The following is an 18,100-nucleotide window of genomic DNA, read 5'->3' on the forward strand; positions in this document are numbered from 1 at the left end:
TCACAGTCGAATGTCAATAGTTTGTTCTGACATTAGGACTGCTTATCAAAGGCCGAACAAACTGGTTGGAGTCTAAACAGCTGGTCAACGCCTCGCAGGTCCAGTTGAACCTCGAACCACAAGTTGCGGCTGCACGACAATGTCCTTTCCCAATGGCCCACTTCCGCCGTCGAGACGTTCGGAGATCCGCTCGACCGCAGCGCCACCCAGAAACGCCGTGTCCTGCCCGACGCTGGTCAGATCGATGTGCGCCAAACCGGCCAATGCGCTGTTGTCGAATCCGATCACGGACACCTCGCCCGGCACCGAGATTCCGGCTCGCAGAAAGACGTCGAGAACTCCGAGTGCGCAGCGATCGTTGAAAGCGAAGACCGCCCCGGGTAGTCCCCCCTCGACCATCGACTGCGCGGCAGCTGCGCCGAACTCCTCCGTGAGACCGCCCGGAAGAATCCTCGACTCCAGACCTGCCGCCCGCATGGCCTTGCGATAGCCCTGACGCCTCTCCTGAGCGCCGGGACCGCGTCCACCGTCGACGTGGACGATCGAGCAGTGCCCGAGTTCGACGAGATGATTCACGGCCATCACGGCGCCCGCCTCGTCGTCCGTGCGGACAACGTCCACACGTGCTGAGGGCATCTTCCGGGCGAGCACGACGACGGGAACCTTGGCGGCCAGGTCGACGATCTCCGATTCCGGTGCCTGTGAACCCAACAGCAAGATCGCCTCGCATCGGTCGTCGAGAAGGGTGCGCACGGCGCGCGAGCCAGGCCTGCGATCCGAGACGGCACTGAGGACGACGTCGTAGCGCAATCTTTCCGCCGCGTCGTAGATCTCGTCGAGCAGCTCCGCGTGAAATGTCTGCGCTGCAACGTAGCTCACGCCGATCAAGCGACTGCGATGTTGACGCAACAGTCGCGCCGCGGTATCGGGTCGATAGCCGAGTTGATCAGCAGCCGCCTTGACCCGAACGCGCGTCGCATCGCTGGCACCCGGGACGTCACGAATGACGATGGACACCAGTGCGCGTGACACACCGGCCAGGTCTGCTACGTCTTGCAAGGTGGGACGTCGACTGTTCACCTCCACAGACTAGATCGTTCCAGCAAGAATGCGCCGAAACGTTGACGCGAGGACCAACCGGCGCTTTACTGACAGCACTAGAACGATCTAGTTCATCATTCTCACTCCGAACGGAGCCCCAATGTCTGCCTCTGTTGCAGTCGGTCTCATCGGCGCCGGATGGATCGGCCGTTTCCACGGCGAATCCGTCGCTCTGCGCATCCCTGGCACGCGTCTGGTCGCCGTCGCCGACCCGGTGCCCGGCGCTGCGGCGTCATTGATCGAGCGCGTCAGTCCCGACGCTCGCGCGCACACCGATGCCCTCGCGTTGATTGCCGATCCGAACGTCGAGGCGGTGCTCATCAGCACGCCCGCCCCGACACATACCGATCTCGTGGTCGCGGCTGCGGAGGCCGGCAAACATGTCTTCTGCGAGAAGCCGATGGCTTTGACACTCGCGGACGCCGATCGAGCAATCGACGCGTGCGCCACGAACAACGTCGCGCTGCAAGTCGGTTTCAATCGCCGTTTCGCCGCCGATTTCGCGGCGGCCCACGACGTGATCACCTCCGGCGGAATCGGAACCCCACAGCTACTGCGTTCCCTGACGCGTGATCCTGGCATCACTGCCGACGTCGCCGCCCGGGTCAAACCGTGGACCATCTTCAACGAGACACTGATTCACGACTTCGACGCTCTGCTCTGGCTCAACCCCGGCGCACGCGTCGTCGAGGTGTTCGCACAGGCCGATGCTCTCATCCACCCGCAGTACAAGGAACAGGGTTACCTCGATACGTCGATGGTTCAGTTGCGCTTCGACAACGGCGCCCTCGCGTCGGCCGAGGCCAACTTCCAGGCCACCTACGGTTACGACGTGCGCGGCGAGGTTTTCGGTTCCGGTGGAATGGTCAGCGCAGGCGAGGTCACGCGGACCGCGATGCGCCATTACAGCTCACCGGGCATTCTGGCCGACACACCTCGGGTGAACATCGAACTGTTCCATGACGCATATGTCGCCCAGCTGGCACATTTCGCCGACTGCATCCGCTCCGGTGCTGCGCCGTCAGTCGACGGTCTCGATGCCCGCAATGCGCTGGAAATCGCCCTGGCGGCAAAAGAATCCGTGGAGACCGGACTGCCCGTTTCGCTGCTGTCGGTGCGGCGATGAGCCCCTTCGACCTGGCGGTCTCCGCCGAGATGACGTTCACCGAACTCGCCTTCGTCGAGCGTGTCCAGCGGATCTCGGAGGCGGGATTTGCAGTCGAGATCTGGAGTTGGCAAGACAAGGACCTCGATGCTCTGGTCGCCACCGGGGCTCGGTTCTCCTCGATGACCGGCTACCTCCACGGCGATTTGTTCGACGAAGCGGGCAGCGCCGAACTGGTCCGCACGGCGCAGCTGTGCCTCGCTCCAGCAGCGAAACTCGGTGTTCCCCGGCTGAACTTCCATACCGGCGAGCTGGTCGACGGACAGGCTGCGCGCCCGCAATATCGAACTACGGGAGCGATGTGGCTGACGGCCCAACGCGCTCTGGAGAAGATCGCGCAACTGGGCGAAGACGCCGGAGTCGTCTTCTGTCTCGAAAACCTCAATACGATCGTCGATCACCCCGGAGTACCGATGGCCCGCGCCAAAGACACTCTGGCACTGGTGGAATCCGTCTCACATCCAAACCTCAGGATGATGCTCGACCTCTACCACGCTCAGATCGGCGAAGGAAATCTCATCGAACTCGTGCGGCGCTGTGGTGACAACATCGGCGAGATTCAAGTGGCAGACGTTCCGGGGCGCTGTGAACCCGGCACGGGCGAGATCAACTACCCCGCTATCGCACGCGTTCTCGCCGAGCAGGGATACACCGGCACAATCGGTTTGGAGGGGTGGGCATCGGGAGACAGTGACACCGCACTCGATGCTTTCCGGAAGGCCTTCACTCTCTAGCTCTCACCCGGGAACGTGATCCCGTCGCAGCGCGCGGATCTTCCGTCACCGGTCCAGTCCACGGGGCCGCTTGCTGAGGGCTTTTTGATGGATTTCAGGGGTAGTTTCGATGGCTTCACCTTGGCAGTCTTTGAGGACCAGCTCATCGTGAACACCGCAGGAAAGGTCCCGAATGACTCCCCCACTGACCGACCACACCGTGCCGTTCGCGGGTAGGTTGCACCGAAAAGACTGCAACATCGACGCCTTCGCGGCTCTGGTCACGCACGAGACAGACCTTGCCGATTACCCGTACGCCGATTCGGTGGCCGACGGCGTTCTTCTGTACCGCTCGGACTCACTGGTCGAGCAATCGGCGAATTCTGACATCCGTGCCGAGATCCAGGACGAGATCGCCCGGGCGTTACTCACAGGCCCCGGCATCACAGTCTTTCAAGGCGCGTTCGACGCGGAGATACTGGATCGCGCCAGCGCGGTTTTTCGTGAACTCATTGCGCGCCAACACGAATCCGGCGCAGCGTCCGGAGATCACTTCGCCAAGCCTGGCGCCAACGATCGGATCTGGGGTGCACAACTGAAGTTGGCGCTGGAAGATCCCCGGACCTACGTGGACTACTACGCGAACAGCATCGTCGATTTGGTTTCGGAAGCCTGGCTGGGCCCCATGTATCAGGTGACGTCGGACGTCAACGTCGTCAATCCCGGTGGCGCCGAGCAGAACCCACATCGCGACTACCACCTCGGTTTCATGTCGAGCGACGTAGCCGCGAAGTTTCGGGCGCATGTTCACCGCTTGACCCCTGCCCTCACCTTGCAAGGTGCCGTCGCCCATGTGGACATGCCGGCCGAGACGGGGCCGACGAAGTATCTGCCGTACTCTCAGCAATTCGAATCCGGATACCTCGCGTTCGAGCGTCCCGAGTTCAAGGAGTTCTTCGAAGCCAACTACGTCCAATTACCTTTGAAGAAGGGAGATGCCGCCTTCTTCAACCCTGCACTGTTCCACGCCGCCGGCCACAACAAATCCGCCGACGTCCTGCGTATGGCAAATCTTCTCCAGGTGTCGTCGGCCTTCGGTCGAGCCCTCGGAACCATCGACCGGGAAGCACTCGTCAACGCGATCTACCCGGCACTGCTCGCCCTCGGCGAGGCGGGGTCCGACGACGCAGTTCGGTGCGCCGTCGCAGCCTCTGCCGAGGGCTACGCCTTCCCGACCAATCTGGACCGAGACCAACCGATCGAGGGCCTCGCGCCTCAGACGCAGGCCGAACTCGTGACGGAGGCGGTTCGTGAGCGGATCTCACCTGATCGACTGGCCGATCTACTGAAGGCACAGTCCGAGAGACGAATGAGCTGAGGGACGGCAGCGCTGAACAGACTTGGACCGCTTAATGCCGGTCAGTCGGTACGCTCGGAGCATGGGGTGGGACTTGTTAGTGCTGTTCGCCATGGTCGGCCCGTTGGCGGTGTTCGGGTGGGCGGCTGTCCGGGCGAAGCGCCGCGGACTCGGGGGCTCGTTCGTGGGGCCGTTTCAGGAGATGTTCGATCCCGGTGCTGCGCGAGCACAGACGGTCGTCGAACAGATCGCGGAACTACCGGATCCTGCGGACTCCGGCGACCCGGACAACGACGACGATGTGCCGTACACAGTCGCCTACGAGGGTGTTCGGCTCCACATCAACCCAGGTAGGGCTCGACAGCGTGGGGGCGACGGGACCGCCAAGCGAGCCGAGTGACAGTTGGACCGGATACAACGCGAGGGAGAACTGGTTCGGTCAGGACCCGCGCAGTTGATAGGTGACACCGTTCTCCAACTCATCTGAGCTGAAGGACTCCGGAGAGAAGTGGCCCAAGCTCACCTCGTAGTTTCTCTGGTTTGCGGGGACGGCATCAAAGTGTGCGGTGTAGGAGCACGTGCTCGTTCCGTCGGGAAGCTGATCGATTGCCTCGACCTCGAGCGTCGACCTTGTGGATCCCGCGCCGCTGCCCCCGAAAATGTCGATTTGGTCGTTCGGAGCAACACGGATCATGTCGATCACGCACGCTCCGGAGCCCGTCTCGGCCTGCTCTGCCTGACCGGTCACCGTTATCGTGGCGGCAAAGGTTTTCGGCACATCGACATTGGTTGCGCAGCTTGTCAGCATCAGCGCTCCCACAGAGCCCGCCGCCGCAGCCGCAACCTGTGCTGACCTTCGCCTCATAGTCGTCAACGGTAGTGCGTCCGAGACGTCTCGGGGTCTCGGTTGTCGAAATCGAAGGGTCGCGCGCGGTCCCTCGCCGGCCGACCGAACCACGTGGACAGCTGAGTGTCCAACTCCGCCTGCGTATCCCCCAGCCACACCACATGACCGTCCGGTCGAAGCAGGACGGCCGGAGCGTCCAGTTCAGCGCTGGTGTCGATGACGTGATCGACGCGGTCATTCCAACCATCGACCGACAGTTTGCCGCCCTGGTCGAGCAGAAGTCCACGGCCGGAGCGCATCAGGTCGTACAGGTTGCCGCGCGTCAGGGCGATGTCCCTCAGCCTCCGACCGAGTAGGTCGTCGCCTGCGCCGAAGTCGTAGCGAATCGAGATCGCAGTGATCTTCTCGGTCAGATAGCGCTTGACGTCTTCGAATTCCATCAACTCGGAGACCAAGCGACGGACCGCTTGCGGACCGGCCGCGGTGGAGATCAACTCGGCCTGCGCACGCGTGTTGTCCAGTACGTCGGCAGCGACCGGACGCCGTTCCGATTCGTACGTGTCGAGCAGACCATCCGGTGCCCAGCCGTTGATCTCGGCCGCGAGCTTCCAGCCGAGGTTGAAGGCATCCTGGACACCGAGATTGAGGCCTTGACCGCCCATCGGCGGGTGGATGTGGGCGGCATCGCCGGCGAGAAAGATCCGGTCACGCCGGTAGTGCTCAGCCAGACGGGTGGCGTCACCGAAGCGCGAGAGCCACCGCGGCGAGTGCACACCGAAGTCGGTGCCCGCGATGGCCAGTAGCTGTTGCTTGATGTCGTCGAGGGTGGTGGGAACCGCGCGACCGTCGGCAACTTCGGCCGCGGGTACCACGACGCGAAAAGCGCCGTTGCCGGCGGGACCGACTCCGAAGCGTTTGTGCGTTTCGCGAATTTCGGCGACAACTGCTGCCAGTTCGTCAGCCGGCATGGTCACGTCCATTTCGCCGATCAGGGTGTCGGCGCTCGACGGCTCGCCGGGAAACCCGACGTCGATCAGCTTCCGAACAGTGCTGCGGCCGCCGTCGCAGCCCACGAGGTAACGCGCGTGAAGTGTTGTGCCGTCCGACAATTCCGCTGTGGCCTTGTCGGCGTCTTGACGGATTGCGACGAGACGCTTCCCTCGCTGAATGTCCGCGCCGACGTCGGTGGCGTGTTCGGCAAGAATCCTGTCGATCTCTGGCTGAGGTATCCCCAGTACGTATCCGTGAGCAGTATCGAGGTGAGCGGGTGCTGGTTTGCTGATCCCCGCGAAGAATCCACCGAGCGGGTACTTGCGGCCGTGCGCGAGGAACGTGTCCAGCAACCCGCGCTGCTCCATGATTTCGATGCTGCGCACATGGATACCGAGGGCACGGACGAACTGAGTCGGCTCCTCGTCCTTGTCCACGACGACGACATCGACGCCCTGTAGCCGGAGCTCACCTGCCAACATCAATCCAGTTGGTCCAGCACCGACAATGATGACGTCACTCATGCGATCCCCTCCTTCGGGCAAGGCATTTGCTTGCTCGCAGCAGACGAGTGTGCACCATCACCCGGGCCTTGCCGCAAGCCCCGGGTCCCGCGTTATGATGAAGGTGGCAGGAAGCACTTCTCATCGGCACGCCAACACCACAGCACCTGTATCGCGTGGGAGCCGCCAACTTTCGACCACCGTCGGCACCAGCAAGATTCCGAGGACACCCAGAGTCAGCGAAAACGGCGCTCCGTCGCCGACATCGCCCGACTCCGACAACGGTGTGCAGAGCGTGATCACCAACGCGGACAGCGCAATACCCAGACCGGACGCCAACTCTTGCAGAGTTGCATGCAGGGTGTTGGCATCGGTCAGTTCCCCCGAGTCGACTTCGGCGAACGCCGCGCTGTTGTACGCGGTGAACCCGATGGATCGCAGCGCGCCACTGACAAACAGTGCGACGGCTATGACGACGTCCGGTGTCGTCGAAGAAATCAGAGCCAGCGCACCGAAGCACACCACCGACAGAACTCCGTTTCCCACCAGAACTCGTCTGATCCCGAACCTGCGCATGAGCGGCGTGGTGAGCGGTTTGATCGCGATATTGCCCGCAAACAGGGCCATCACCAACAGACCGGCCTTGAACGCCGACATTCCGAATCCCACTTGGAACAACAGTGGCAGCACAAACGGCACACCCGTGATCACGAGCCGGTACAGCGAGCCGCTCGACGCGACGATCCGAAACGATCGGAGCCGGAGGACCCCGAGCGCAATGAGCGGGTGATCCGACCGGAGGAGGTGAATGACGGCCAAGGTCAACAAGATCAGAGACACAACGATCCCGAGGCCCACTCGAATCCAATCGGTCCCGGAACTGTGCACGCTGTCGAGTGCCACAACGAGCACGGCGACGCCTGCTCCGATCACCACCAGGCCCAGCCAGTCGAGGCTTCGTTTCTGCACTTTCCGAAGATCGGGCACCATGCGCAATGCAAGGAGAAACCCGACGATCCCGATCGGGACGTTGATCAGGAAGATCCAACGCCACGACGCGATCGACACGACGGCTCCGCCCACAGCGGGCGCGAGGACCGGCGCTGTGAGCGCCGGCCACGTCAGGTATGCGATAGCCCGTACGAGTTCCGCCTTCGATGTCACTCGCAATACCGCGAGCCGCCCTACCGGCACCATCATGGCGCCGCCTACCCCTTGAAGTGCGCGCATTCCCACCAGCATCGGCAGGGACGTGCTCAGTGCACATCCCACCGACGCCACCGTGAAAACGGCTATGGCAGAGATGAAGACACGTCGCGTTCCGAATCTGTCGGCCATCCATCCGCTCGCCGGGATCAGGACGGCCAACACCAGGAGGTACGAAGAAACGGCGACATTGACGTCGACGGCGTCAACTCCGAAAGATTGGGCGATCGACGGCAGTGCCGTTGCGAGAATCGTCGCGTCCAGCATCTCCATGAACAGCGCTGCTGCCACGAGCAGCGCCAGTCCGCGGGGAAATGTCACTGCACCAGAGCCTTTCGGAGGAGCTGTCGATCAGCCGAGAGAAATCCAGCTGCCGGAGGTCACCGAGGTGACCATCGCGTCCAGAGCCTGTGCGGACGCGACTGCATCAGCGATGGTCGCGCCCTGCGGCGCTCCGTCCACGATCGAGGCGATGAAATTGCGAGCCTCGATCACTTTCAGGTCGTCGTAGCCCATCGCGTTGGCCGCGCCAGGCTGGAAGCGGCCGAACTCACCCGACTCGGGGCCGACCAGAACCGTCGTGACGGATTGGTCCTGGTACTTCGAGCCGAGGCTGGTGCCCAGTTCACCCATCCGGCGGTAGTCCCAGTACACGGCACCTTTCGTGCCGTGAATCTCGAATCCGTAATTGTTCTGCTCTCCCACGGCGACGCGGCACGCTTCGAGGGTGCAGCGGCCACCCGAACCGAGGCGCAGCAGTGCGCTGACGAAGTCCTCGTTCTCGACAGCCCCCATCTCTCCGCCACTGGCGCGGGCATGTCCACTGGTTGCGGCGGACGGACGCGCACGCTCCGGGATGAAGATCGCAGTATCCGCAACGAGAGCGTCGACGTCACCGAGAAGATGACGAATCAGATCGATGCCGTGCGAGGCCAAGTCGCCCAGGACGCCGGCGCCGCCGCGCTCACGCTCGTATCGCCAACTCAAAGCACCTTCAGGGTGGGCCGCATAGTCGCTGAGGAAACGAAAACGCGAGTGCGTGATCGTGCCCAACTCCCCTGAGTCGATCAGGCTCTTTGCCAGGGCCACAGCCGGCGCGTTTCGGTAGTTGAAGCCGACGGTCGACTGCACACCGGCCTTCGAGACTGCTACGGCAACAGCTTTGGCGTCTTCCGTGGACAAGCCGACGGGCTTCTCGATCCAGATGTGTTTGCCGACTTCTGCCATTGCGACGCCGATTTCACGGTGCAAGAAGTTCGGGGCCGTGATGCTCACCGCGTCGATGGCCGGATCGGCTGCGATATCGCGCCAATCCTGGGTGAAAGCTTCGAAACCGAATTGGTCCGCTGCTTCCTCCCCTCTGCCAGGCACCTCGTCGGCGACGGCGGCCAGGCGGATCACGGGAAGCTGGGGATAGTGTTGCCGCAGACGCAGATACGCCTGCGTGTGGACGCGGCCCATCCATCCGAATCCGGCAACTGCTACTGAAATGCCTGTCATGAGGCTCCGTTCGGGTCAAATGATCGAAGGATCGCAGAAATGTCGGGACCACAAATCACCCCCACTGACTCGGTCAGGCGGGTACTCGTGTCACCGGGATCGAGATCTAGCGGTCGACCACGGTGGTGTCGAAGTAGTAACGCGACGCTCGGTAGCAGTGGCTGCCGTACTCGACGGCGCTACCTGAATCGTCAAATGCAGTGCGGCTCATGGTCAAGAGGGCAGCACCCACTTTCTCGTCGAGCAATCCTGCTTCTTCGCGAGTCGCCGCCCGAGCGCCGATTCGCTGCCGCGCCACACGGATGTGAACGCCGCGAGTTCGCAAGGTTTGGTACAGCCCCTGCGTCTCCAACTCCTCGGGATCGGGTGCGATGTCCACCGGAATGTAGTTGGTCATCACGGCAAGCGGTTCGCCGTTGGTGCTGCGCAGACGCCTGATGGTGGCCACTTCGGCGTCGGGTTCGAGGTTGAGTTCCGCGGCAACGTCCTCGGCGGGAACTCCCACCGTGAACTCGAGCAGCTTGGTCGTCGGCGCCTGGCCTGCCCTCGCGAGGTCGTCGAACAGGCTGGTGAGCTCGACCGGGCGGTGCACCGGACTCTGCACCACCTGAGTTCCGACTCCCCGCTTACGAACTAGTAGGCCCTTGTCCACCAGTTCCTGGATCGCGCGTCGCGTGGTCGGACGCGAGAGATTGAGCCGTTTGGCCAACGCCAGTTCGTTCTCGAAGCGATCACCTGGGGCAAGTTCGCCACCGAGAATAGCTCCCTCGATTGCCTGGGCCAGCTGAAAATACAGTGGCACCGGGCTCGAGCGGTCCAACTCGACGGCGAGTGCTGCGACCACGGTCAACTCCGATCTGTCTTGGGAAGGCGCCGTATAGACGCTACTTCTCTCGGCAGTGTATGCGAACACTAACATTCACTTGACCGCAAGTCATAATGTCCAGACAAACTATTGACAATCGCTGTGTCGCGGCGCACAGTTTCAGTCATACATCGGTGCCCTGCGTGGGCAGCCCACCACGAACTCTCGGGAGTCAGTCTTGACAAGCATCAACACTCACCAGAGCGGGTCACACATCCCTGACGCACCATTCGACGTGCTTGCCATCGGCCGATCGGGGGTGGACATCTACCCACTTCAGACCGGTGTCGGGCTCGAAGACGTCGAGACGTTCGGCAAATTCCTCGGCGGCAGCGCCGCCAATGTGTCGGTAGCGGCCGCCCGCCTCGGACGACGAGCAGCGTTGATCTCCGGGGTAGGAAACGATCCCTTCGGAAAGTTCGTCACACGCGAGTTGGCACGTCTGGGTGTCGACAACAGGTTTGTCGTCACCAATTCCGAGTACCCGACACCCGTGACGTTCTGCGAGATCTTCCCCCCTGACGACTTCCCGCTGTACTTCTACCGCAAGCCGCATGCGCCCGATCTTCGGATCACCCCGCAAGACATCGACCTCGACGCCGTTCGAACAGCATCGCTCTACTGGTCGACGGTGACTGGGCTGTCCGAAGAACCGAGTCGCAGCGCACACTTCGCCGCCTGGGAAGCCCGTGAACGCCGCCCGCTGACGGTTCTCGATCTCGACTACCGCCCGATGTTCTGGTCGACGCCCCAGGAAGCGACCGCTCAGGTGCAGCGAGCCCTCGCACACGTGACGGTAGCCGTGGGAAACCGTGAAGAGTGCGAGATCGCGGTCGGTGAGACCAACCCCAACAAGGCCGCCGATGCGCTTCTCGACCTCGGAGTCGAACTCGCCATCGTGAAGCAGGGCCCGAAGGGCGTACTCGGCAAAACGCGAAAGCAGTCGATCACTGTGCCGCCCAACGCCGTCGACGTGGTCAACGGGTTGGGCGCGGGCGACAGCTTCGGCGGATCACTCTGCCACGGACTGTTGGCCGGGTGGCCGCTGGAGAAGATACTGCGCTACGCCAACGCGGCCGGTGCGATAGTCGCATCTCGGCTCGAATGCTCCACGGCGATGCCGACCGCCGAAGAAGTCCACGACCTCGCCGAAGCCACAGCCACGGAGGCAGTCAATGTCTGACAAGCTCGCCGCCCGCCCCCTCGCCACCACCTACGCCGACGTGACGGAACTGCGTGCGAGCGATCCGCAGATCATCGAAAAGGCCTGGGCTGCAAGAACTCCTCGCGCCACTGTTCGAGGCAACGGCCGGCTCATGATCGTCGCTGCCGATCATCCGGCGCGTGGGGCACTGTCTGTCGGCGGCAAGCCGACAGCGATGAACAGTCGTACCGATCTGCTGGACCGCTTGCGCACTGCTCTCGACAATCCCGGAGTCGACGGCGTTCTCGGTACCGCGGACATTCTCGACGATCTGCTCCTCCTCGGCGCCCTCGAGGACAAGGTCGTCTTCTCGTCGATGAATCGCGGCGGCCTGGCGGGCGCGAGCTTCGAACTCGACGACCGCATGACCGGATACACCGCGGCCGGCACCGCAAAGTTCGGCATGAACGGCGGAAAGATGCTGCTGCGCATCGCCCTCGACGACGCAGGCACCCTGCCCACGATGACGGCATGTGCCGAAGCCGTGGACGAACTGGCCGCAGCCGGACTGATCGCGATGCTCGAGCCGTTCCTCTCCAGCCGCGTCAACGGCAAGGTCGTCAACGATCTCAGCCCCGACGCCGTCATCAAATCAATCCACATCTCCCAAGGTCTCGGCTCCACCTCGGCGTACACGTGGATGAAACTGCCGGTAGTCGACGAGATGGAACGGGTCATGGATGCGACCACCCTGCCGACGCTCCTCTTGGGCGGCGATCCGCAGATCGCGCCGGAAGAGACGTATGCGAAGTGGGACGCTGCCCTTCAGCTGCCGTCCGTGCGCGGATTGATAGTCGGGCGCGCGCTGCTCTACCCACCCGACGGCGACGTGACGGCTGCCGTCGACACCGCCGTCAAGCTCGTCCACTAGAACCGACCTGGCAGGAGCAAGATGTTCAGCAAGTACTACGTCCCCGCCAGCTCTTCCGCCGACGGTGATTTCACGACAGTGGTCACACCGGAGTCCGCCGGGTGGACCGAATCCAGCTTGTGGACACTCGAACTCGCCCCTGGCGCTGACGTCCACCTGCAGTCCGGTGAGAACGAGATAATCGTCGTTCCACTGGCGGGTTCAGCCGCGGTTGTTGCCGAGGGGACGGAGATTCCCCTGACCGGCCGCGCATCGGTTTTCGACGGTCCGAGCGATTTCGCGTACATAGGACGCGACGCCGACTACTCGGTCAGCAGCACGGGCGGAGGCCGCTTCGCCCTGTGCGGAGCGCGCGCCGGCGCCAGGCTTCCCCATCGATACGGTCCCGCGTCCGGAGTCGCGGTCGAACTTCGCGGCGCCGGAAACTGCAGCCGACAGGTTCACAACTTCGCCACCGCAGACACTTTCGAGGCAGACTCCATCATCGCGTGTGAGGTCATCACCCCCGGCGGGAACTGGTCGTCCTATCCCAGCCACAAGCACGACGAGAACAGCGACGTCGAATCGGCTCTGGAAGAGATCTACTACTTCGAGATCGACCGAAGCCCCACCGGCACCGAGGGGTTCGGCTACCACCGCGTGTACGGAACCGCCGAGCGACCAATCGAGGTGCTCGAGGAAGTTCGCTCCGGCGACGTCGTCCTCGTACCGCACGGCTATCACGGCCCGTCCATCGCAGCGCCGGGCCACCACATGTACTACCTCAACGTCATGGCAGGTTCGGGCGAGATCCGGGCGTGGAACATCTGTGACGATCCGCAACACACCTGGCTGCGTGGAAGCTGGGATCACCAGGACATCGACCCTCGACTGCCGTTGCAGTCCCACAACTGACGGAAGTGAAAGCTGTGGCACCCACCGACAACGCAACCGGCAATCGTCTACCTCGCGACGAGCCGACCGTACACCTCACCGTTTCTCAAGCTGTCGTACGCTTCCTTGCCAACCAGTACACCGAACGCGACGGCCAGCGCACCAAACTGTTTGCCGGATGCTTCGGGATCTTCGGGCACGGCAACGTCGCCGGGTTGGGGCAGGCACTTCTGCAGGCCGAGATCCAAGATCTCGACGCCGGCCGTGAGCCGACGCTCCCCTACGTGCTCGGCCGCAACGAACAGGCGATGGTGCACTCGGCGGTCGCCCACGCCCGCATGAAGGACCGCCTGCAGACGTGGGCGGTCTCGTCCAGCGTCGGCCCGGGCGCCACCAACATGATCACCGGCGCTGCCCTGGCCACCATCAATCGTCTCCCTGTATTACTTCTGCCCGCAGACACTTTCGCGACCCGAGCCAGTGCCCCGGTCTTGCAGGAACTCGAACTCCCGTCGAGCGGTGACGTCACAGTCAACGACGCTTTCAAACCGGTCTCACGATACTTCGATCGAGTATGGCGCCCGGAACAGTTGCCGAGCGCTCTACTGGCCGGCATGCGCGTTCTCACCGACCCCGTCGAAACCGGCGCAGTCACCATCGCCATCCCGCAGGACGTACAGGCCGAGGCTTTCGACTGGCCCGAGTCGTTCTTCGCCGAACGAGTCTGGCACGTGGCCCGCCCGCTCCCCGAGCGATCGGTGATCGAACGCGCCGCCGCGATCATCCGTTCGGCTCGCAAGCCGCTGATCGTCGCCGGCGGCGGCGTGATCTACAGCCAGGCCACGGCCTCACTGGCAGCGTTCTGCGCGCAGACCGGAATCCCCGTTGGGCAGAGCCAGGCCGGCAAGGGTTCGTTGGTCTACGACCATCCACAATCCGTCGGGGCGGTAGGGTCCACCGGCACCACGGCTGCAAACGCGTTGGCCACCGAGGCGGACGTCGTCATCGGAATCGGCACGCGGTACAGCGATTTCACGAGCGCGTCCCGCACCGCATTCACCAATCCCGACGTTCGCTTCGTCAACATCAACGTCGCTTCACTGGACTCCGTGAAGCAGGGCGGAGTCAGTGTTGTCGCCGACGCACGTGAGGCACTCGACGCGCTCGCACTTGCACTGAACGACTACCGGGTGGAGGACGAGTACGCGGCCAGGATCGGCTACCTCGCCCGCGATTGGGATGCGATCGTCGAATCCGTCTACAACCCAGCCGAACCCGCTGCCGACGGCTCACTGAATCAGAATCAGGTCATCGGCCTGGTCAACACGTTGTCCGATGCACGGGACGTCGTGGTGTGCGCTGCCGGGTCCATGCCGGGTGACCTCCACAAGCTGTGGCGAACCCGTGACGCCAAGGGGTATCACGTCGAATACGGCTACTCCTGCATGGGATACGAAGTTGCCGGTGGTCTGGGCGTCCGGATGGCGTGCCCCGATCGCGACGTATTCGTGATGGTCGGCGACGGTTCCTATCTGATGATGGCCACCGAATTGGTCACCGCCGTGCAGGAACGCCTCAAGGTCATCGTCGTCCTGGTGCAGAACCACGGATTCGCCTCCATCGGTTCACTGTCCGAGTCGCTCGGTTCCCAGCGCTTCGGCACGCAGTATCGCTACCGCTCGAATGACGGACGACTCGACGGAGGGGTGCTCCCGGTCGATCTGGCCGCGAACGCCGCCAGCCTCGGCGTCGACGTCATCCGCGCCAACACCGCTGCCGAGTTCGCCGATGCGATCAAGGTCGCGAAAGCCAGTGAAACCAGCACTGTCATCCACGTCGAAACCGATCCGCTGATCGGCGCCCCCGACAGCGAATCCTGGTGGGATGTACCGGTATCGGCCACCTCCGAACTGGAATCGACCAAGAATGCCCGGACAACCTACGAGTCCTGGAAGAAGATTCAGCGACCGTATCTACGTCCATCCGACTGACCACACCCCAGACTTTGCCCGCGAAAGGAATCTAGACATGAGCGCGATTCGCGTCGGATCAGCCCCCGACTCCTGGGGTGTGTGGTTTCCGGACGACCCTCAGCAGACCCCGTACACGCGATTCCTCGACGAGGTGTCCGCGTCGGGATACGAATGGATCGAACTCGGTCCGTTCGGATACCTTCCGACCGATCCAGCCAAGCTGACTGACGAACTCGGAGCACGCGGCCTCAAGCTCTCGGCCGGTACCGTCTTCGAACACCTGCACCAGGACGATTCCTGGGATGCCGTCTGGAATCAGATCAAGGACGTCGCCAAATTGACCGCAACCGTCGGCGGCAAGCACGTAGTGGTCATCCCCGAGATGTGGCGCGATCCTTCCACCGGAGCGGTACTCGAAGATCGAAATCTGACTCCCGAGCAGTGGCGCAAGAAGACCGACGGCATGAATGCTCTCGGCAAGGCAATGCTCGAGGAGTACGGCGTCATGGCGCAGTACCACCCTCATGCCGACAGCCATGTCGACATCGAGGACAGCGTCTACAAGTTCCTCGAAGGTACCGACGAGCGTTTCGTGAACCTGTGCCTCGATACCGGCCACATCAGCTACTGCGGCGGCGACAACCTCGCCATCATCAACAAGCATCCGGAGCGCATCGGGTACCTGCACCTCAAGCAGGTGGATCCGGCGATTGTCGCCAAGGTGGACGCGGAGGACCTGCCGTTCGGCGAAGCCGTCAAACTCGGCGCGATGATCGAACCACCGCGCGGAATACCGGACATGCCGCCGCTTCTGGAGGCCATCGAGAAGCTCGGCATCGACGTGTTCGCGATCGTCGAGCAGGACATGTATCCCTGCCATCCCGACACACCGCTGCCCATCGCACAGCGCACTCAGAAGTACCTGTCCACCTGTGGCGTCCCCGCCGTCCGTTTCAGCTGAGCAACACAATCGAGGAGTACCACCGCATGTCTGACAACCAGGATCTTCGGATCGCAGTGCTCGGCGTCGGCATCATGGGGGCCGATCACGTCGACCGCATCACCAACAAGATCGGAGGTGCCCGAGTCACCGTCGTCAACGACTACTCGCTGGCACGCGCCGAGGAAATCGCAGCCCTGACGCCGGGGTCACGCGTCGTCGTCGATCCGTTCGATGCCATCGCAGCCGAGGACGTCGACGCCGTTGTTCTCGCAACCCCGGGTCCCACTCATGAGAAGCAGGTACTCGCCTGTCTCGAAGCAGGCAAGCCGGTGCTCTGCGAGAAGCCGCTGACCACCGACGCGGACAGTTCGCTGGCGATCGTCAAAGCCGAAGCAGCGCTGGGAAAGAAACTGATCCAGGTCGGTTTCATGCGCCGATTCGATCACGAATACACCCAGCTCAAGGATTTGATCGACAGCGGCGATCTCGGTCGCCCTCTCGTTGTGCACTGCGCGCACCGCAATCCTGCAGTTCCGAACGGCTTCGACAGCGCGATGATCGTCAAGGACTCACTCGTCCACGAGGTCGACGTGACGCGATTCCTGCTCGACGAAGAGATCACCTCGGTGCAGATAATTCGGCCGTCTGCGAATTCGCTTGCTCCCGAGGGCATTCAAGACCCACAGATCGCGATATTCGAGACCGAGTCCGGTAGACACGTCGACGCCGAGGTGTTTGTCACCACCGGAGTTGCCTACGAGGTGCGCACCGAAGTTGTCGGCGAACTCGGAAGCGCGATGATCGGACTCGACGTGGGACTGATCCGAAAGACCAAGCCCGGAAACTGGGGTGGGCAGATCACCCCAGGATTCCGCGAACGCTTCGGGCAGGCATACGACACCGAGTTCGCCCGGTGGATCAAGGCAGTGAAGACGGGCGCCGGCACCGGCAACTACATCGACGGACCTGGCGCCTGGGACGGGTACGCCGCAGCCGCTGTCTGCGCCGCTGGTGTGAAGTCTCTGGAGACGGGTCAGTGCGTCGCCGTGGACATGGTTGCGCGCGACTCTGTGGCCGGAACTCAGCGATGAAGGTCGCACTCGATCCCACACCTTTCCATCACGATTACTCACTGCTGGAGCTTCCCCGAGTTGTTGCCGATCTCGGGTACGAGTACCTGCAACTCACACCGCACGTCGACATGATCCCGTTCTTCCATCACCCGAAGGCCGACGACGCGCTCGTCGCCGAGTTCCGGAAGGCTTGCGCGAGTGCGGGAGTCGGCATCGCGTCGGTGCTCCCGGTCCTTCGGTGGTCCGGCCCGGACGAGGACGCTCGCGAAGCAGCAGTGCGTTACTGGAAGCGGGCCATCCAGATCACGGTCGACCTCGGCGTCAACGTCATGAACACCGAATTCTCCGGCCGTCCCGAGAAAGCCGAAGAGTCCGAGCGTGCGTTCTATCGTTCGATGGAGGAACTGCTTCCGATCATCGAACGCGAGGGGATCGACGTCCTGATCGACCCCCACCCGGACGATTTCGTCGAAGACGGACTAGCCGCGATCCGCACGATCCGTGGTGTGAACTCCAAGAACCTCGGCATGGTGATCGTGGCGTGCCACCAATTCCACATGGGTGGGGACCTTCCCGCCATCATGGAGGCCGCCGGCGACATGGTCCGACTCGTTCACGTGGCGGACACCATGGATCATCACCGTTCCCACGGACTGCGCTACATCACCAATCCGCCAGGCAATGCCGTTCGAGTGCATCAGCATCTCAAAATCGGTGACGGAGACGTCAACTGGGACGAATTCTTCGGCGGTCTCGGCAAACTCGGCTTCTACGATCGCGACAACACCGTGATGGTGTCGAGCGTCTTCGCCGAGAACGAAAACGCGCACGAGGTTTCCCGGTACCAGCGCGAGACGATGAACGACTACGTCGCCAAGTACACCTCCCCGAACTCCTGAGCCACCAGACCACTAGG

17 protein-coding genes are annotated in these 18,100 nt (G+C 62.8%); 11 read left to right on the forward strand and 6 right to left on the reverse strand.

Translation table 11 applies throughout. The annotated features are described in order from the left end of the window. Positions 1-84: 84 nt before the first annotated feature. Positions 85-1,086, reverse strand: a complete 1,002-nt coding sequence (locus ABWI03_RS14550) for a LacI family DNA-binding transcriptional regulator (protein ID WP_298778370.1) — start codon at positions 1,084-1,086, stop codon at positions 85-87. 115 nt (positions 1,087-1,201) lie between these two features. On the opposite strand from ABWI03_RS14550, the gene ABWI03_RS14555 reads away from it, so the two are divergent. The 4 genes from ABWI03_RS14555 to ABWI03_RS14570 all read left to right on the forward strand — a co-directional run bounded on the left by ABWI03_RS14555 (position 1,202) and on the right by ABWI03_RS14570 (position 4,736). Beyond that, a complete protein-coding gene (locus tag ABWI03_RS14555) occupies positions 1,202-2,227 on the forward strand; it encodes a Gfo/Idh/MocA family oxidoreductase (protein ID WP_298778372.1) in 1,026 nt (341 codons plus the stop codon). Next, entirely contained in the window at positions 2,224-3,000 is a 777-nt protein-coding gene (locus ABWI03_RS14560) for a TIM barrel protein (protein ID WP_283376962.1), read from the forward strand. Before ABWI03_RS14555 ends, ABWI03_RS14560 begins: the two co-directional genes overlap by 4 nt. Positions 3,001-3,172: 172 nt before the next feature. Next, the gene (locus ABWI03_RS14565) at positions 3,173-4,357 is read left to right on the forward strand and encodes a phytanoyl-CoA dioxygenase family protein (RefSeq protein WP_298778376.1); all 1,185 of its coding nucleotides are present in this window, start codon (positions 3,173-3,175) and stop codon (positions 4,355-4,357) included. A 61-nt stretch (positions 4,358-4,418) separates the two neighbouring features. Next, the gene (locus tag ABWI03_RS14570; RefSeq protein WP_298778379.1) at positions 4,419-4,736 is read left to right on the forward strand and encodes a hypothetical protein; all 318 of its coding nucleotides are present in this window, start codon (positions 4,419-4,421) and stop codon (positions 4,734-4,736) included. 39 nt (positions 4,737-4,775) lie between these two features. On the opposite strand, the gene ABWI03_RS14575 is transcribed toward ABWI03_RS14570, so the two are convergent. From ABWI03_RS14575 to ABWI03_RS14595, 5 genes are all read right to left on the reverse strand, one after another. After that, positions 4,776-5,201 carry a hypothetical protein gene (locus ABWI03_RS14575; RefSeq protein WP_298778382.1) on the reverse strand — a complete coding sequence of 142 codons (426 nt, stop codon included), beginning with the start codon at positions 5,199-5,201 and terminating at the stop codon, positions 4,776-4,778. Positions 5,202-5,206: 5 nt separating this feature from the next. Further along, the gene (gene iri, locus ABWI03_RS14580; RefSeq protein WP_298778385.1) at positions 5,207-6,697 is read right to left on the reverse strand and encodes a rifampin monooxygenase Iri; all 1,491 of its coding nucleotides are present in this window, start codon (positions 6,695-6,697) and stop codon (positions 5,207-5,209) included. 120 nt (positions 6,698-6,817) lie between these two features. After that, on the reverse strand, positions 6,818-8,203 hold the full coding sequence (locus tag ABWI03_RS14585; RefSeq protein ID WP_298778388.1) for an MFS transporter: 1,386 nt from the start codon (positions 8,201-8,203) through the stop codon (positions 6,818-6,820). Positions 8,204-8,233: 30 nt separating this feature from the next. Beyond that, on the reverse strand, positions 8,234-9,382 hold the full coding sequence (locus ABWI03_RS14590) for a Gfo/Idh/MocA family protein (protein ID WP_298778391.1): 1,149 nt from the start codon (positions 9,380-9,382) through the stop codon (positions 8,234-8,236). Positions 9,383-9,488: 106 nt separating this feature from the next. Then, entirely contained in the window at positions 9,489-10,226 is a 738-nt protein-coding gene (locus tag ABWI03_RS14595) for a GntR family transcriptional regulator (protein WP_003941006.1), read from the reverse strand. A gap of 199 nt (positions 10,227-10,425) precedes the next feature. Here ABWI03_RS14595 and iolC point away from each other — a divergent pair, with 199 nt between their 5' ends. From iolC to ABWI03_RS14630, 7 genes are read left to right on the forward strand one after another with little or no spacing between them, the layout of a single operon-like run. Further along, positions 10,426-11,430: a 5-dehydro-2-deoxygluconokinase gene (gene iolC, locus ABWI03_RS14600; RefSeq protein WP_172436487.1), complete on the forward strand. Its 1,005-nt coding sequence runs from the start codon at positions 10,426-10,428 to the stop codon at positions 11,428-11,430. Continuing rightward, the gene (locus ABWI03_RS14605; protein WP_020969139.1) at positions 11,423-12,322 is read left to right on the forward strand and encodes a Cgl0159 family (beta/alpha)8-fold protein; all 900 of its coding nucleotides are present in this window, start codon (positions 11,423-11,425) and stop codon (positions 12,320-12,322) included. The genes iolC and ABWI03_RS14605 overlap by 8 nt, the downstream gene beginning before the upstream one ends. Positions 12,323-12,343: 21 nt before the next feature. Further along, positions 12,344-13,216, forward strand: coding sequence for a 5-deoxy-glucuronate isomerase (iolB, locus tag ABWI03_RS14610; protein WP_298778399.1), 873 nt, complete (start codon positions 12,344-12,346; stop codon positions 13,214-13,216). 14 nt (positions 13,217-13,230) lie between these two features. After that, a complete protein-coding gene (gene iolD / locus ABWI03_RS14615) occupies positions 13,231-15,186 on the forward strand; it encodes a 3D-(3,5/4)-trihydroxycyclohexane-1,2-dione acylhydrolase (decyclizing) (RefSeq protein ID WP_298778402.1) in 1,956 nt (651 codons plus the stop codon). 37 nt (positions 15,187-15,223) lie between these two features. Continuing rightward, positions 15,224-16,129, forward strand: coding sequence for a sugar phosphate isomerase/epimerase family protein (locus ABWI03_RS14620; protein ID WP_298778406.1), 906 nt, complete (start codon positions 15,224-15,226; stop codon positions 16,127-16,129). Between the two features lie 26 nt (positions 16,130-16,155). Further along, positions 16,156-17,202, forward strand: coding sequence for a Gfo/Idh/MocA family protein (locus tag ABWI03_RS14625; protein WP_298778409.1), 1,047 nt, complete (start codon positions 16,156-16,158; stop codon positions 17,200-17,202). Continuing rightward, positions 17,199-18,083, forward strand: coding sequence for a sugar phosphate isomerase/epimerase family protein (locus ABWI03_RS14630; protein WP_095968998.1), 885 nt, complete (start codon positions 17,199-17,201; stop codon positions 18,081-18,083). The genes ABWI03_RS14625 and ABWI03_RS14630 overlap by 4 nt, the downstream gene beginning before the upstream one ends. Positions 18,084-18,100 lie beyond the last annotated feature (17 nt).

Source organism: Rhodococcus baikonurensis, assembly GCF_040489275.1.
In the GTDB taxonomy this organism is placed as follows: Bacteria; Actinomycetota; Actinomycetes; order Mycobacteriales; family Mycobacteriaceae; genus Rhodococcus_F; species Rhodococcus_F baikonurensis.

Bases quoted from the DNA above. Each gene is read 5' to 3' on its own strand.
- iri (WP_298778385.1), bottom strand. From the start codon at position 6,697: ATGAGTGACGTCATCATTGTCGGTGCTGGACCAACTGGATTGATGTTG.
- ABWI03_RS14620 (WP_298778406.1), top strand. From the start codon at position 15,224: ATGAGCGCGATTCGCGTCGGATCAGCCCCCGACTCCTGGGGTGTGTGG.
- ABWI03_RS14605 (WP_020969139.1), top strand. From the start codon at position 11,423: ATGTCTGACAAGCTCGCCGCCCGCCCCCTCGCCACCACCTACGCCGAC.
- ABWI03_RS14570 (WP_298778379.1), top strand. From the start codon at position 4,419: ATGGGGTGGGACTTGTTAGTGCTGTTCGCCATGGTCGGCCCGTTGGCG.
- iolB (WP_298778399.1), top strand. From the start codon at position 12,344: ATGTTCAGCAAGTACTACGTCCCCGCCAGCTCTTCCGCCGACGGTGAT.
- ABWI03_RS14590 (WP_298778391.1), bottom strand. From the start codon at position 9,382: ATGACAGGCATTTCAGTAGCAGTTGCCGGATTCGGATGGATGGGCCGC.
- ABWI03_RS14625 (WP_298778409.1), top strand. From the start codon at position 16,156: ATGTCTGACAACCAGGATCTTCGGATCGCAGTGCTCGGCGTCGGCATC.
- ABWI03_RS14560 (WP_283376962.1), top strand. From the start codon at position 2,224: ATGAGCCCCTTCGACCTGGCGGTCTCCGCCGAGATGACGTTCACCGAA.
- ABWI03_RS14630 (WP_095968998.1), top strand. From the start codon at position 17,199: ATGAAGGTCGCACTCGATCCCACACCTTTCCATCACGATTACTCACTG.
- ABWI03_RS14575 (WP_298778382.1), bottom strand. From the start codon at position 5,201: ATGAGGCGAAGGTCAGCACAGGTTGCGGCTGCGGCGGCGGGCTCTGTG.
- ABWI03_RS14555 (WP_298778372.1), top strand. From the start codon at position 1,202: ATGTCTGCCTCTGTTGCAGTCGGTCTCATCGGCGCCGGATGGATCGGC.
- ABWI03_RS14565 (WP_298778376.1), top strand. From the start codon at position 3,173: ATGACTCCCCCACTGACCGACCACACCGTGCCGTTCGCGGGTAGGTTG.